This window comes from Streptomyces sp. NRRL B-3229 (genome assembly GCF_000719505.1).
GTDB lineage: Bacteria > Actinomycetota > Actinomycetes > Streptomycetales > Streptomycetaceae > Streptomyces > Streptomyces griseorubiginosus.
Genome location: NZ_JOGP01000024.1, coordinates 19,244 through 33,490 on the forward strand (window position 1 = coordinate 19,244; position 14,247 = coordinate 33,490).

The following is a 14,247-nucleotide window of genomic DNA, read 5'->3' on the forward strand; positions in this document are numbered from 1 at the left end:
TCGGCTGACACACTGTTTCCATGCGAATCGTGGTTCTGGCAGGCGGCATCGGCGGTGCCCGTTTCCTGCGTGGTCTGAAGCAGACCGCGCCGGACGCGGACATCACGGTCATCGGCAACACCGGGGACGACATCCACCTCTTCGGGCTCAAGGTCTGCCCGGACCTCGACACCGTGATGTACACGCTCGGCGGCGGCATCAACGAGGAGCAGGGCTGGGGGCGGGCCGAGGAGACCTTCCACCTCAAGGAGGAGCTCGCGGCGTACGGCGTCGGGCCCGAGTGGTTCGGGCTCGGGGACCGGGACTTCGCCACCCACATCGTGCGCACGCAGATGATCGGCGCCGGCTATCCGCTGAGCGCGGTCACCGAGGCGCTGTGCGACCGGTGGAAGCCGGGGGTGCGGCTGATCCCGATGACCGACGACCGGGTCGAGACGCATGTGGCGGTCGAGGTGGACGGCGAGCGCAAGGCCGTGCACTTCCAGGAGTACTGGGTGCGGCTGCGCGCGTCGGTGCCGGCCCACGCGGTCGTGCCGGTGGGCGCGGAGCAGGCCAAGCCGGCGCCAGGAGTCCTGGAGGCGATCGCGGAGGCGGACGTCGTGCTGTTCCCGCCGTCCAACCCCGTGGTGTCGGTCGGCACCATCCTGGCCGTGCCCGGCATCCGCGAGGCCATCGCCGAGGCCGGGGTGCCGGTCGTCGGTCTCTCCCCCATCGTCGGGGACGCGCCCGTGCGGGGCATGGCCGACAAGGTCCTCGCGGCGGTCGGCGTCGAGTCCACGGCCGCGGCGGTCGCGGAGCACTACGGCTCCGGCCTGCTGGACGGCTGGCTCGTCGACACCGTCGACGCGGGCGCGGTCGAGCGGATCGAGTCGGCCGGCATCCGCTGCCGGGCCGTACCGCTGATGATGACGGACCTCGACGCGACCGCGCGGATGGCCAGGGAGGCCCTGGACCTGGCGGAGGAGGTGCGCGGGGCGTGAGCGAGATCTCCGCCGAAGCCCGAACCGACGCCCTGGGTCAGGCCCAAGCCCGAGGGCAGTCCGAAGTCCGCGGCCAGGACGACGGCTACCGGGTGTGGGCGGTTTCCGGCCTTCCCGAGGTGCAGCGTGGGGACGACCTGGCCAAGATGATCGCCGCCGCCGAGCCCGGGCTGGCCGACGGGGACGTCCTCCTCGTCACCTCGAAGATCGTGTCCAAGGCGGAGGGGCGGATCGTCGAGGCAGCCGACCGGGAGGCCGCGATCGACGCCGAGACCGTGCGGGTCGTGGCCCGGCGCGGGCCGCTCAGGATCGTGGAGAACCGGCAGGGCCTGGTGATGGCCGCCGCCGGGGTGGACGCCTCCAACACCCCCGCGGGAACCGTGCTGCTGCTGCCCGAGGACCCGGACGCGTCCGCGCGGGCGATCCGGGACGGCCTGCGCGCCGCCCTCGGGGTCGACGTCGGCGTCGTCGTCACCGACACCTTCGGGCGGCCCTGGCGCGCCGGGCTCACCGACGTCGCGATCGGGGCCGCGGGGGTGCGGGTGCTGGACGACCTGCGGGGCGGGACGGACGCGTACGGCAATCCGCTGAGCGCGACCGTGGTGGCGACGGCCGACGAACTGGCCGCCGCCGGTGACCTCGTCAAGGGCAAGGCCGCCGGGCTGCCCGTCGCCGTGGTGCGCGGCCTGGCGCACGTGGTGGCCGGGGAGCCCGGGGATGGCGCGCGGGCCATGGTGCGTCACGCGCGCGACGACATGTTCCGGCTCGGGACCTCCGAGGCGGTACGGGAGGCGGTGGCCCAGCGGCGTACCGTACGGGCCTTCACCGACGAGCCCGTCGACCCCGGGGCCGTGCGGCGGGCGGTGGCGCTCGCGGTCACCGCGCCCGCGCCGCACCACACCACGCCGTGGCGGTTCGTGCTGCTGGAGTCCGCCGGGTCCCGCACCCGTCTCCTCGACGCCATGCGGGACGCCTGGATCGCCGATCTGCGGCGGGACGGGAAGTCGGAGGAGTCCATCGCGAAGCGGGTGCGGCGCGGGGACGTCCTGCGCAATGCCCCGTATCTCGTCGTGCCCTGTCTGGTGATGGACGGCTCGCACACCTACGGTGACGGGCGGCGGGACGGGGCCGAGCGGGAGATGTTCGTCGTCGCGGCGGGCGCCGGGGTGCAGAACTTCCTTGTCGCGCTGGCCGGGGAGCGGCTCGGGTCGGCGTGGGTGTCGTCCACGATGTTCTGCCGGGACGTCGTGCGGGAAGTGCTGGGGCTGCCCGGGGAGTGGGACCCGATGGGGGCCGTGGCGGTGGGGCATCCGGCGGAGGAACCCAGGCCGCGGCCTCAGCGGGACGCGGGAAGTTTCATCGAGGTGCGCTGAGATGCGCATAGTCTCGTAGGGCTTCTCCCGGTTCCTCTCGTACTCCAGGACATCACTCGTGGCAGGACGCTTCACTCCTCGGCCCACCCGTACGACCGTGCGCGGCGGCGAGGTCGTCGTGCCCGTCCCGCGGCGGGAGCCGGCCCCGGTCGCGGCCCCGCTGGTGCGGAGGTGGGCCCCGGGATGGCCGGTCGATCTCGGGCTGGTCCTCGGGGCGCTCAGGCGCGGGCCCGGGGACCCCACCTTCCGGGCGATGCCGGACGGGTCGGTGTGGCGGGCCAGTCTCACCCCGGCCGGGCCGGGGACGCTGCGGGTCCGTGTGTACGGCGGTGAGGTGCTCGGCGAGGCGTGGGGGCCCGGGGCCGAGTGGCTGCTCTCGCAGCTGCCGGAGCTGCTCGGGGCGGCGGACGATCCCTCCGCGTTCGTGCCCCGGCACCGGATCGTGGCGCACACCTGGCATCGGCGGCCGGGGCTGCGGCTGACGCGGACCGGGCTGGTGCTGGAGTCGTTGATCCCGTCCGTGCTGGAGCAGAAGGTCACGACGGACGAGGCGTACCGGGCGTGGCGGTTGCTGGTGCGCAAGTTCGGGGAGCCGGCGCCGGGACCCGCGGCGGGCGGGCGGCTGTGGGTGATGCCCGCGCCCCGGACCTGGGCGCTGATTCCTTCGTGGGAGTGGCATCGGGCCGGGGTCGACAACAAGCGGGCGTCGACGATCCTGCGGTGCGTGCGGGTCGCTGCGCGGCTGGAGGAGGCGATGTCGATGCCGCCGGCCGCTGCGCAGGCTCGGTTGGAGGTTGTACCGGGGGTGGGGCCGTGGACGTCCGCGGAGGTGGTGCAGCGGAGTCATGGGGCGGCGGATGCGGTGACCGTGGGGGATCTGCATCTGCCGGGGATCGTGGGGTTCGCGCTTGCGGGGGACCGGGATGCGGATGATGCGGTGATGCTGTCGCTGTTGGAGCCGTATGCGGGGCAGCGGCATCGGGCTGCTCGGTTGATCTTGTTGAGTGGGCGTACGCCGGGGCGGCGGGCTCCGCGGATGACTCGGGGGGATATCGGGCGGTTGTGACGGTCGGGGGTGCCGTGGGGTGCCGGCGGATTTTTTCGCCCCCGCCGCCCCTACCCGTCCCATCCCCAGGGGCTGCCGCCCCTTCGACCCCGCTTCCGGGGGCTCTGCCCCCGGGCCCCCGCTCCTCAAACGCCGGAGGGGCTGAGTTTCGCCGCGCTTACTGGTCCGACGAGAAGCGGACCGCTCCCGCCGGAATTCTCGCGTCGCACCAGATCCTCATGCCGTCCAGCAGTTCGTTGTCGGGGCCGATGATCGCGCCGTCTCCTATGACCGTTCCGGTGAGGACGGAGCGTTCGCCGACTCGGGCCCTCGTGCCGATCAGGGAGTCGGTGATGACCGCGCCCGGTTCGATCACCGCGCCCGGGAGGATCGTGGAGCCGGTGACCCGGGCGCCCTCCGCGACGTACGCGCCCTCGCCGACCACCGTGCCGCCCGTCAGCTTGGCGTCGGCAGCGACCCTGGCCGTGGGCAGGATCAGGCGGTCGCCGCAGCGGCCGGGGACCGCGGGGGACGGGGCGCGGCCGAGGACGAGGTCGGCCGAGCCGCGGACGAAGGCGGCGGGGGTGCCGAGGTCCAGCCAGTACGTCGAGTCGACCATGCCCTGGAGGTGGGCTCCGGCCGCGAGGAGTTCGGGGAAGGTCTCACGTTCGACGGAGACCGGGCGGCCCTGCGGGATCGTGTCGATGACGGAACGGCGGAAGACGTACGCGCCCGCGTTGATCTGGTCGGTGACGATCTCCTCGGGGGTCTGCGGCTTCTCCAGGAAGGCGAGGACCCTCCCCGTGTCGTCGGTGGGGACCAGGCCGTAGGCCCGCGGGTCCGTGACCTTGGTGAGGTGGAGCGAGACGTCGGCGCCGGTCTCCTCGTGGGTGCGGACCAGCGCCCCGATGTCCAGACCGGTGAGGATGTCGCCGTTGAAGACCAGGACCGGGTCGTCGGGGGCCGAGTGCAGCCGGGCTGCCAGGTTGCGGATCGCGCCGCCGGTGCCGAGGGGCTCCTCCTCGGTGACGTACTCGAGGTGGAGGCCGAGGGAGGAGCCGTCGCCGAAGTGCGGTTCGAAGACCTCCGCGAGGTAGCTCGTGGCGAGGACTATGTGGTCGACCCCTGCCGCTCTCGCTCTCGCCAGCTGGTGGGTGAGGAAGGGGACCCCGGCCGCCCGGACCATGGGCTTCGGCGTGTGGACCGTGAGGGGCCGCAGCCTCGTGCCCTTGCCGCCGACCAGGAGGATCGCTTCTGTCACCTGTTGTCTCCGCTTCCCGCCGGGACCGGCCCGAACTGTCTTTCGACCGGCAAGTGTATGCAGATCGTGGTGCCGTGCCTTCGACGGGTGTGCGGCGGTTCAGCCCCTCGCTCGGCGATCGTCAGCGGCCCTGGTAACGCGCGGCTGTCGTGCGGGTGGATCCGAGCTTGCTGTAGAGCTGCCGGCCGGGGCACTCCGTGGCGAAGCCGTCCCGGTGACCGGAGATGACGTTCAGTCGTACCTTCTTGCCCTTCGGGTAGAGGTTGCCCCCGCCCGACTTCAGGTAGGTCTTGCCCTTCGGGTTCGCGCCGTACAGGCCGAGCTTCCACGCCGTCAGCCGTGCGACGGCCTTCACCACGGCGGCGGGCGGCTTGGTCGTGCCGTAGCTGCCGAGGACGGCGATCCCCACGCTGTTGGTGTTGAACCCGAGGGTGTGGGCGCCGAGGACCGCCTTCGCCACGCCGCCGGCCCGGCCCTCGTAGATGTTTCCGCACTTGTCGACGAGGAAGTTGTAGCCGATGTCGCGCCAGCCCATGCTCTTGACGTGGTACCGGTAGATACCGCGGATGAGCGAGGGTGCCTGTGCACAGCTGTATCCGTTGCCGGACGCCGTGTGGTGCACGAAGGCCGCCTTGACCTTCTTCGTGTAGACGAACGTCCGCTCGCGCAGCGTCTCGTCGGCTCCCCAGCCGCGCCGGGTGACGATCCGCGGGCGCGGCCCGATGTACGGCTTCGCCCGCTGCTGCGTCGTCAACTCCCCCGCGCGCAGGGAGAACAGCTCCCGCTCGGTCCGGACGCGGCTCAGCTCGGGGATCTCGGTGGCGCCGGGGGCGGCCAGGCCGGCGTTGGCGGCGTCCGCGTCCAGCGCGGTCGGGTCGGCGGCCTGTTCTGCTCCTTGTTCGGCGCCCGGTTCGCCGGTGGGGGCCGTGTCGTACGGGACGACGGCGCGGGAGGCAGCGGGCCGGTCGGCGGCCGGTGCGGCTTCCCGGGTACCGGGCGCCGGGGCGCTGCTGCCCGGGTCCACGAGTTCCAGGCGCAGGCCCGTCGGGAGGGGGGCGCTCGCCGTCACGGTACGGGAGCCGCGGGCCGTGTCCTCGGTCCTGCGGTCGGCCTCGGCGCGGACGCGCACCTCCACGCCGTCCGAGTCGCCCACCCACAGCGGTGCGGTGGCGCCGTGGACGCGGCCGGAGGCGCGTTCGGCGGTGCCGGGGTCGGCGGCGTCGTCGTTGTGGGTCTCCAGGTCCTGCCAGCCGGACCAGGTGTCGGCACCGACGGCGCGGGTGCGGACCTGGACGCTGCCGTGCAGCACGGTGTCCGGGTCGTTCCAGACGACGCCGACGAGGGAGAAGTGCCGTACGTCCCGGCGGGACAGGCCCTGTTCGGCGGCCGCGGGGGCGAGGGTGCGGTCGCGGGAGGTGAGGGGCGCGAGGGGCAGCGACTGGGTGCTGCCGAGGGTCTGGGCGACGTCCTGGGCTCGGCCCCCGCGGAGGGCTTCGGCGGCACCCCTGGCTTCCGCGCCCGCCACCGTGCTCACGGATGCCGTGCTCGCGAACGCCGTGCCCGCGGATGCCGGGGACGCCGGTCTCGCCGCGGCGGCGGGCGAGCTGAGGGGCAGAGCGAGGGCGGCCGCACAGGTGACGCCGATCGAGGAAGCAAGAAGTCCACGCATGCTCCCGATATTGGACATAGTCATATAAATCTGTCCATCCGGGAACTGACGGACCGTCGGGTGCTGTTGCGCCGAACCGGTGGCCCCGCGCGAGGGCGTCCGGCGGTGCGCCCGCGTACGCTTCTGCGGGTGAACGCCACTGATCGCACCCCTGCCGACCTGCTGCGTTCCGCGCTCGCCGCGGATCCCGGACGCCCCCTGGTGACCTTCTACGACGACGCCACGGGCGAACGTGTCGAATTGTCCGTGGCCACCTTCGCCAATTGGGTGGCCAAGACCTCGAACCTCCTCCAGGGCGACCTCGCCGCGGCACCCGGCGACCGGGTGGTGCTGCTGCTGCCCGCGCACTGGCAGACGGCGGTCTGGCTGCTGGCGTGTGCGTCGGTGGGGGTGGTCGCGGACATCGGCGGGGATGCCGCTTCGGCGGACGTCGTGGTGAGCGGACCGGATTCCCTGGAGGCGGCCCGGGCCTGTTCCGGGGAGCGGGTCGCGCTGGCGCTGCGGCCGCTGGGCGGGCGGTTCCCGCAGCCGCCGGACGGGTTCGTCGACTATGCCGTGGAGGTGCCGGGGCAGGGGGACCGGTTCGCGCCGTTCGCTCCGGTGGATCCGGATGAACCCGCGCTGGTCGTCGCCGGGCGCGAGTTCAGCGGGGCGGAGGTCGTGGAGCGGGCGCGGGCCGAGGGGACGGGGGACCGGGTGCTGTCGGGGTTGCCGTACGACACCTGGGACGGGGTGTGTGCGGGGTTGTACGGGGCGCTCGCCAACGGGGGGTCCGTGGTGTTGTGCCGGCATCTGGAGCGGTTGGGTGAGGAAGGGCTTGCCAAGCGGGTCGAGGATGAGCGGGTGGGTGTTGTGCGCCGCTGAGAGGGGGGTGGGCGCCTCCGGTTGGCGGGTGCAGGTCGCCTGTGGCTTGTCGCGCCCACGCGGCGGAGCCGCATATTGATACAGCCCCGCGCCCCTGAGGTGGGAACAGTCACCCGGATGGATTAGTACCGGGCCGTCACCGCACTCCGTTCACGCCATGGTCGTAGGAACAGATCCCTACGCCATGAGGGGTGGGCCGACCCTTGACCGACAGTCCTCGTGCCCTCGGGCCCGGTCTCGGGGTGTCGGCCCACGGTGAGGGGCTCGTACGGCGGGGTCGGCGGCGGTGGCTGCGCCGGGCCGGGGCGGGCGCCGGTGCGGTCGTCCTCGTCGCCGCCGGTGCCGGAGGGATCCTCTACGCCAAGCTCGACGGGAACATCACGCCCGACGAGGCGGCCGCTGCCGAACTCGCCCGGTACGAGAAGGAGCGGCCGACCTCGCTGGTGAAGGGTGCGCTGAACATCCTGCTGATCGGGTCGGACTCGCGGTCGGGGGACGGCAACGCGCGCTACGGGCGCGACACGGGGACCGAACGCTCGGACACCACGATCCTGTTGCACCTGTCCGCCGGGCGGCACACCGCGACCGCGGTGTCGCTGCCGCGGGACCTGATGGTGGACGTGCCGGCCTGCCGCCGGCCGGACGGCACCCGCAGCCGGCCGACGTTCGACATGTTCAACCACGCCTTCCAGAAGGGCGGTTCGGCCTGCACGATCCGGACCGTCGAGAAACTCACGGACGTTCGTGTGGATCACCACATGGTCGTCGACTTCCACGGCTTCAAGGACATGGTCGACGCGGTGGACGGGGTGACGGTCTGCCTCTCCGAGCCGATCGACGACAAGGCCGCCAAGCTGCGGCTTCCGGCGGGACGGGTGACGCTGGACGGCGAGGAGGCGCTCGGCTACGTACGGGCCCGCAAGTCGCTCGGCGACGGCAGCGACACCGAGCGGATGGATCGACAGCAGCACTTTCTCGGGGCGCTGGTGCACAAGGTGCAGAGCAATGACGTACTGCTGAATCCGGTGAAGCTCTATCCCGTGCTGGACGCGGCGACCTCCTCGCTCACCACCGACCCGGACCTGGCGAGCCTGCGCGGGCTGTACGAGCTCGTGCGCGGGCTGCGGGACATCCCCATGGGGCGGGTGCAATTCCTCACCGTGCCGAGGGAGCCGTACGTTCACGACGCAAATCGCGACCAACTCGACGAACCCGAAGCCCGGCGCCTTTTCGAACGGTTGCGCAAGGATGAGCCGGTGAAGGTGACGGAGAAAGCCCCGAAGGTTTCAGAAGATTCTCATGACGAAGAAGCCTATGAAGAATCTGAGAACGTCGGCGGGGTGCCCGCCTTCCGCGGCAACACGGCCGCCCAGGACACCTGCGGGTAAAGCATTTCCCAAGGGGGCGGAGCGGTGTCCAGGCAAATGGGCGGATTGCCCGGTTGTAGGCACGTGGAATTCATCACCGCCGTAACCTGTCGGCGAATCGGACGGCTAGGGTGAGCGCTCCGGTGCATCCGGCCGTCGGAGGATTCAGCAACCATGGACGCACAAGGCCGTGGACAGGCGGGCGACATCGACCCCGCCGACCAGTGGGTACTCAACCCGCACACCGGTGAATACGAACTGCGACTGAACCCTTCCGCACCGCAGTCGGGTGTTCCCGGTCCCCGTAGATCCGCCCCCGCGCCCAGCAGGACGGGCCCGCCCGCCGGGCGTACGACCGCTCCCCCGGCGCCGGGCCGTGACGTGCCCGCGCCGCGCAGGCGACGGGGCGCTCCGCCCGAGGAACCGCTGCCGGGACGGCGGGGACGCCGGCCGGTCAAGAAGAAGTCGAATGCGAAGAAGGCGCTGCTGTGGACCGGCGGCACGATGGCGTTCGTGCTGATCGCCGCCGCGGGCGGCGGATACCTCTACATCCGCCATCTCAACGGCAACATCACCTCCGTCTCCGACGACGGCGCGAGCACCGGTGGCTTCCAGACCGACAAGGCGATCAACATCCTGCTGATCGGCACGGACAAGCGCACCGGGGCGGGCAACGAGAGCTACGGCGACAAGAACAGCGTCGGACACGCGGACACCACGATCCTGCTGCACGTCTCCAAGGACCGTACGAACGCGACCGCGCTCAGCATTCCGCGCGACCTGATCGTGGACGTGCCGGACTGTCCGACCACGCAGGAGGACGGTTCCACCAAGATCATCGCGGGCACGGACGCCGTGCGCTTCAACACCAGCCTCGGGCAGGGCGGCCGTACGCCCAGCTGCACGGTGCGGACCGTGACCGAGCTCACCGGCATCCAGGCCGACAACTTCATGGTGGCCGACTTCAACGCGGTCAAGACGCTGACCACGGCGGTCGGCGGGGTCGAGATCTGCCTGGGCAAGGACATCGACGACAAGGACTCCAAGCTCAAGCTGTCCAAGGGCACGCACACCATCTCCGGTGAGGACGCCCTCGCGTTCGTGCGCACCCGGCACTCGGTCGGCTTCGGCGGTGACCTGAGCCGGATCGGGCTCCAGCAGCAGTTCCTGAGCGCGCTGATGCGCAAGCTGAAGTCGAACGACACGCTCACCAGCCCGACGAAGATGCTGAAGCTGGCGGAGGCGGGCACCAAGGCGCTGACCGTCGACTCGCAGCTCGACAGCATCTCCAAGCTGAAGGACCTCGGTCTGGAGCTGGGCAAGCTGAACGTCAAGAACCTGACCTTCACGACCGTGCCGGTGGTCGACAACCCGGCGGAGAAGGTGAAGGCGACGGTCGTCCTCAACGACGCGACCGCGCCCACCGTGTTCGACATGATCAAGAACGACGTGTCCTTCACGGAGGTCAAGAAGAAGGCCAGCGCGTCCAAGAGCGCCGAGGCGGCCGAGGAAGCGGCCCGGCTCAAGGGCACCAAGTCGGCCGCGTCCGCGGTGCGGGTGCGGATCCTCAACGGCGGTGCCCAGGCGGGCAGTGCGCAGGCCGAGCTGGAGTACCTCCAGAACGAGGAGGGCGTGCTGAAGTCGGAGAACGCCGGCAACGCGGGCACCTCGCTGGCGAAGACGACCCTGGAGTACTCGCCCGACCAGGCCGACCAGGCGCGCCGCCTCGCGGACATCCTGGGCCTGTCCGGGGCGCAGCTGAAGCCCGGCAAGAGCGTCACCAACTCCCAGGGCCTGCCCACCATGACCCTGACCCTGGGCAAGGACTTCAAGGGCGCGGGGGTGTCCTTCACGACGGCGACCAAGGCCCCCGAGGGGGTGCAGCAGTCCACGGCCGACAAGGTCGAATGCGCCAAGTGAGGTGACCTGAAGGGCCTGTTGTGCGTCTTACGGGGCGTACGGCAGGTCTTTCTGCTGCGTACGGCGGCTCTTCTGCTGCGTACAGCAGGTCTTTCGTTCGTTCCGTGTGTGTGAGGGTGGGGAGACAGGGGATGGCGCACAGCAGTGTCCAGGGGGAGGGAACCCGGGCGGATGTCCGGCCCGGCCAGGGGGCGGGTCCGGAGAGACCGGGGCGGCACGGGCGGCGGGGGGTCCGGCGCAAGCACCGGGTGCTGCGCTGGTCGGCGGTCACGCTCGCCGTGCTGATACTCGGCACCGGCGGCGCCGGTTACCTCTACTACCAGCACCTCAACGGCAACATCCGCAAGGGCGAGCGCAGCAGCGGCGACTCCAAGGCGCGGAAGACGGAGGCGAACGCGGCCGGCCAGACCCCGCTGAACATCCTGCTGATCGGCTCGGACAGCCGTAACTCCGACGAGAACGTGAAGCTCGGCGGCAGCAGGGACGACCGGGGCGACGCGCCCCGGGGCGATGTGCAGATGCTCATCCACCTGTCCGCGGACCGCAAGAGCGCCGCGATGGTGAGCATCCCGCGCGACACCCGCGTCGACATCCCCAAGTGCCAGGACCCGGACACCGGGAAGAAGTTCGCCCCGACCAACACCATCATCACCAACTCGCTGGCCCGCGGCGGGGCCGGCTGCACGCTCGCCACCTGGCAGAACCTCACCGGGGTCTACATCGACCACTGGATGACCATCGACTTCGCGGGCGTGGTGCGGATGGCGGACGCCATCGGCGGTGTCGACGTGTGCGTCCGGCAGAACGTGTGGGACCGCCCGACCCCTTCGGTGCCCGGCGGTTCCGGCCTGAAGATGAAGGCGGGCACCCACAAGGTCGAGGGCAAGCAGGCGCTCCAGTGGCTGCGCACCCGGCACGCCTGGGGCAGTGACCTGATGCGGGCCAGGGCCCAGCACATGTACCTGAACTCGATGATGCGCACGCTGACGAAGCAGAACGTCTTCACCGACACCCCGCGGCTGATGGACCTGGCCGAGGCGGCGACGAAGTCCCTGAAGGTGTCCGAGGAGATCGGCACCGTGAAGAAGCTCTACGACCTGGGCACCCAGCTCAAGTCGGTGCCGCCGGACCGCATCACCTCGGTGACGATGCCGAACCTCGAGGACCCGCAGGACGAGAACCACGTCGTCCCCGACACCAGGAACGCCGACAAGCTCTGGGAGATGCTCCGCGACGACGTGCCCCTCGACGACAAGGGCAAGGCGTCCGACGCGAAGAAGACCGTCAAGGCCCAGGCCACCAAAGCCCCTTCGGCGCCGGACAACCAGATCGGTGTCCTCGTGCAGAACGCCACCGCCACCGCCACGCTCGGCCCGGTGAGCGGACGCGCGGGCGTGCTCGCCCAGGAACTCGTGGAGAAAGGTTTCACGCAGGCGTCCAAGGACGCGTCCGCGGGCCTGTCCGAGGACCGGACGGTCGTGCGCTACCCGAGCGCCGATCTGGAGGGCGACGCCCAGCGCATCGCCAAGTCCCTCGGGATTCCGCTGAGTTCGGTGAAGAAGTCCACCGACGTCTCCGGGGTCACCCTCGTCGTGGGCGCCGACTGGCGCACCGGCACCGCCTATCCGAAGCAGTCCGCGCCCAGGGCCGGGGACCTGCCCGCCAACTCGGACGCCATCAACGGCTCGGACACCAAGCAGTGCATGCCCGTGTACGGGGTCTACCAGTGGTAGTCGAACGGCCCGGGCCGTCCGTACGTACTCCTTGGGCAGGAACCGCTCGCACACCAGGACGCCGGACCCCCTTCCGAGGAAATGGGGTGGATTGACCGCTTGTGAGGCCGAGGAATCCCTCGCTGCTTGGCTCGACGCCCGAACGGGCGGCTAGTGTGAGCGATCCAGTGATCCCCGGCCATGAGACCTGTCCTGGGATCGAGCACTGTGTCGACCGAACCGTGCGCCTTCCGGGGGGAGGTGTCGCGTGGCCCTGACGGAGGATTCGGACCAACGTGGACGCGCAAGGCCATGGGCGGGCGAACGACGTCGATCCCGCAGACCAGTGGGTACTCAATCCGGCCACCGGCGAATACGAACTGCGGCTGGCTCCCGCCGCACCGCAGTCGCCCGTGCCCGGACCCCGTAGGGCCGCCCCCGTGAGAAACGGCGCTCCCGCCGGCCGTACGACCGCGCCCGTGGCCCCCGGCCGTGACGTCCCGCCGCCGCGCAGACGGCGGGACGCCCCCGAGGAGCCGCTGCCGGGGCGGCGCGGACGCCGGCCGGTCAAGAAGAAGTCGAACGCGAAGAAGGCCCTGCTGTGGACCGGCGGCACCATGGCCTTCGTCCTGGTCGCCGGTGCCACGACGGGCTGGTTCTACCTGAAGCACCTCGAAGGCAACGTCGGCACGACGGACGTCGGCGACGCGGCCGCGAGCAGCTTCAGCAAGGACGAGGCCTTCAACATCCTCGTCATCGGCACCGACAAGCGCACCGGTGAGGGCAACGACGGCTACGGCGACAAGGGCAGCGTCGGCCACGCCGACACCAACATCCTGCTGCACGTCGCCAAGGACCGTTCGAACGCGACCGCGCTCAGCATCCCGCGTGACCTGATCGTCGACATCCCGGACTGCCAGACCAAGCAGGAGGACGGCTCCGACGCGGTCGTCGCGGGGCAGGACGGCGTCCGCTTCAACCGGAGCCTCGGTGAGCGCGGCCGGGACGCGGGCTGCACGATGCGTACCGTCGAGGCGGCCACCGGCATCAAGCCCGACCACTTCGTGATGGCCGACTTCAACGCGGTGAAGACCCTCACGACGGCCGTGGACGGGGTCGACGTGTGCGTGGAGAAGGCCGTCGACGACAAGCAGTCGAAGCTGAAACTGCCCGCCGGCGAGTCGAAGGTGGAGGGCGAGCAGGCCCTCGCCTTCGTGCGCACCCGGCACGCCTTCGGCAACTCCGGCGACCTGGACCGGATCAAGGTGCAGCAACAGTTCCTCGGCTCGCTGATGCGGAAGATGACCTCCGGCGACACCCTCACCAGCCCGACCAAGCTGCTCAAGCTGGCGGAGGCCGCGACCGAGGCGCTCACCGTGGACAAGGCGATCGGCAACGTCGGCACGCTCAAGGACATCGCCCTGGAGCTGAAGAAGGTGCCGACGAAGAACATCAGCTTCATGACGGTGCCGGTGAAGGACAACCCCGCCGAGACGATCAAGGCGACGGTCGTCGTCGACGAGTCCCAGGCTCCCGCGATCTTCGAGGCGATCAAGAACGACGTCTCGTTCACCGAGGTCAAGACGGAGCAGAAGAAGGAGAAGGCGGAGATCGCCGCCCGGCTCAAGGGCACGAAATCGGCCGCCTCCGACGTCCGGGTCAGCATCCTCAACGGCGGAGCACCGGCCGGAAGCGCGCAGCAGCAGCTCGCCTACCTCCAGACCGAGGCGGGCGTGACCAAGTCCGACAACGCGGGCAACGCCGAGGCGCCGCTCGCGAAAACGACCCTGGAGTACGACCCCGACCAGGCCGACCAGGCCCGCCGGCTCGCGGACATCATGGGCCTGCCCGGCGCGGCGCTGAAGCCCGGCAAGAGCGTCACCAACGCCCAGGGGCTGCCGGCCATGACCCTCACCCTGGGCAAGGACTTCAAGGGCGCCGGGGTGAAGCTGAACGCGGCCACGACCGCCCCGGCGAACGTGGCGGGCAGGTCCACCGCCGACAAGGTGCAGTGCGCGAGCTGAGGGTTCCCGGGCCCGGAACAGGTCTGACGGTT

General features: G+C 70.9%; 10 protein-coding genes. 8 read left to right on the top strand and 2 right to left on the bottom strand.

Going from position 1 to position 14,247, the window contains the following annotated elements; all coding sequences use genetic code 11:
* Positions 1-20 precede the first annotated feature (20 nt).
* From cofD to IF54_RS0131305, 3 genes are read left to right on the top strand one after another with little or no spacing between them, the layout of a single operon-like run.
* Positions 21-980: a 2-phospho-L-lactate transferase gene (gene cofD, locus IF54_RS0131295; RefSeq protein WP_030324870.1), complete on the top strand. Its 960-nt coding sequence runs from the start codon at positions 21-23 to the stop codon at positions 978-980.
* Positions 981-1,012: 32 nt separating this feature from the next.
* On the top strand, positions 1,013-2,353 hold the full coding sequence (locus tag IF54_RS0131300) for a coenzyme F420-0:L-glutamate ligase (protein ID WP_030324873.1): 1,341 nt from the start codon (positions 1,013-1,015) through the stop codon (positions 2,351-2,353).
* 58 nt (positions 2,354-2,411) lie between these two features.
* Positions 2,412-3,419 carry a DNA-3-methyladenine glycosylase family protein gene (locus IF54_RS0131305; RefSeq protein ID WP_030324876.1) on the top strand — a complete coding sequence of 336 codons (1,008 nt, stop codon included), beginning with the start codon at positions 2,412-2,414 and terminating at the stop codon, positions 3,417-3,419.
* 157 nt (positions 3,420-3,576) lie between these two features.
* On the opposite strand, the gene IF54_RS0131310 is transcribed toward IF54_RS0131305, so the two are convergent.
* Positions 3,577-4,659, bottom strand: coding sequence for a sugar phosphate nucleotidyltransferase (locus tag IF54_RS0131310; protein WP_030324878.1), 1,083 nt, complete (start codon positions 4,657-4,659; stop codon positions 3,577-3,579).
* Between the two features lie 121 nt (positions 4,660-4,780).
* The gene (locus IF54_RS0131315; protein WP_030324880.1) at positions 4,781-6,328 is read right to left on the bottom strand and encodes a peptidoglycan recognition protein; all 1,548 of its coding nucleotides are present in this window, start codon (positions 6,326-6,328) and stop codon (positions 4,781-4,783) included.
* A 129-nt stretch (positions 6,329-6,457) separates the two neighbouring features.
* On the opposite strand from IF54_RS0131315, the gene IF54_RS0131320 reads away from it, so the two are divergent.
* From IF54_RS0131320 to IF54_RS0131340, 5 genes are all read left to right on the top strand, one after another.
* Positions 6,458-7,192: a TIGR03089 family protein gene (locus tag IF54_RS0131320; protein ID WP_030324881.1), complete on the top strand. Its 735-nt coding sequence runs from the start codon at positions 6,458-6,460 to the stop codon at positions 7,190-7,192.
* A 203-nt stretch (positions 7,193-7,395) separates the two neighbouring features.
* Positions 7,396-8,580, top strand: a complete 1,185-nt coding sequence (locus IF54_RS0131325) for an LCP family protein (RefSeq protein WP_037820876.1) — start codon at positions 7,396-7,398, stop codon at positions 8,578-8,580.
* 153 nt (positions 8,581-8,733) lie between these two features.
* The gene (locus IF54_RS0131330; protein WP_030324883.1) at positions 8,734-10,479 is read left to right on the top strand and encodes an LCP family protein; all 1,746 of its coding nucleotides are present in this window, start codon (positions 8,734-8,736) and stop codon (positions 10,477-10,479) included.
* Between the two features lie 131 nt (positions 10,480-10,610).
* The gene (locus tag IF54_RS0131335) at positions 10,611-12,212 is read left to right on the top strand and encodes an LCP family protein (RefSeq protein ID WP_030324884.1); all 1,602 of its coding nucleotides are present in this window, start codon (positions 10,611-10,613) and stop codon (positions 12,210-12,212) included.
* A gap of 275 nt (positions 12,213-12,487) precedes the next feature.
* Positions 12,488-14,215: an LCP family protein gene (locus IF54_RS0131340; RefSeq protein WP_030324886.1), complete on the top strand. Its 1,728-nt coding sequence runs from the start codon at positions 12,488-12,490 to the stop codon at positions 14,213-14,215.
* Positions 14,216-14,247: the final 32 nt, after the last annotated feature.

Coding starts and splice junctions, on each gene's coding strand:
- cofD (WP_030324870.1), top strand. CDS start 21: ATGCGAATCGTGGTTCTGGCAGGCGGCATCGGCGGTGCCCGTTTCCTG.
- IF54_RS0131315 (WP_030324880.1), bottom strand. CDS start 6,328: ATGCGTGGACTTCTTGCTTCCTCGATCGGCGTCACCTGTGCGGCCGCC.
- IF54_RS0131330 (WP_030324883.1), top strand. CDS start 8,734: ATGGACGCACAAGGCCGTGGACAGGCGGGCGACATCGACCCCGCCGAC.
- IF54_RS0131335 (WP_030324884.1), top strand. CDS start 10,611: ATGGCGCACAGCAGTGTCCAGGGGGAGGGAACCCGGGCGGATGTCCGG.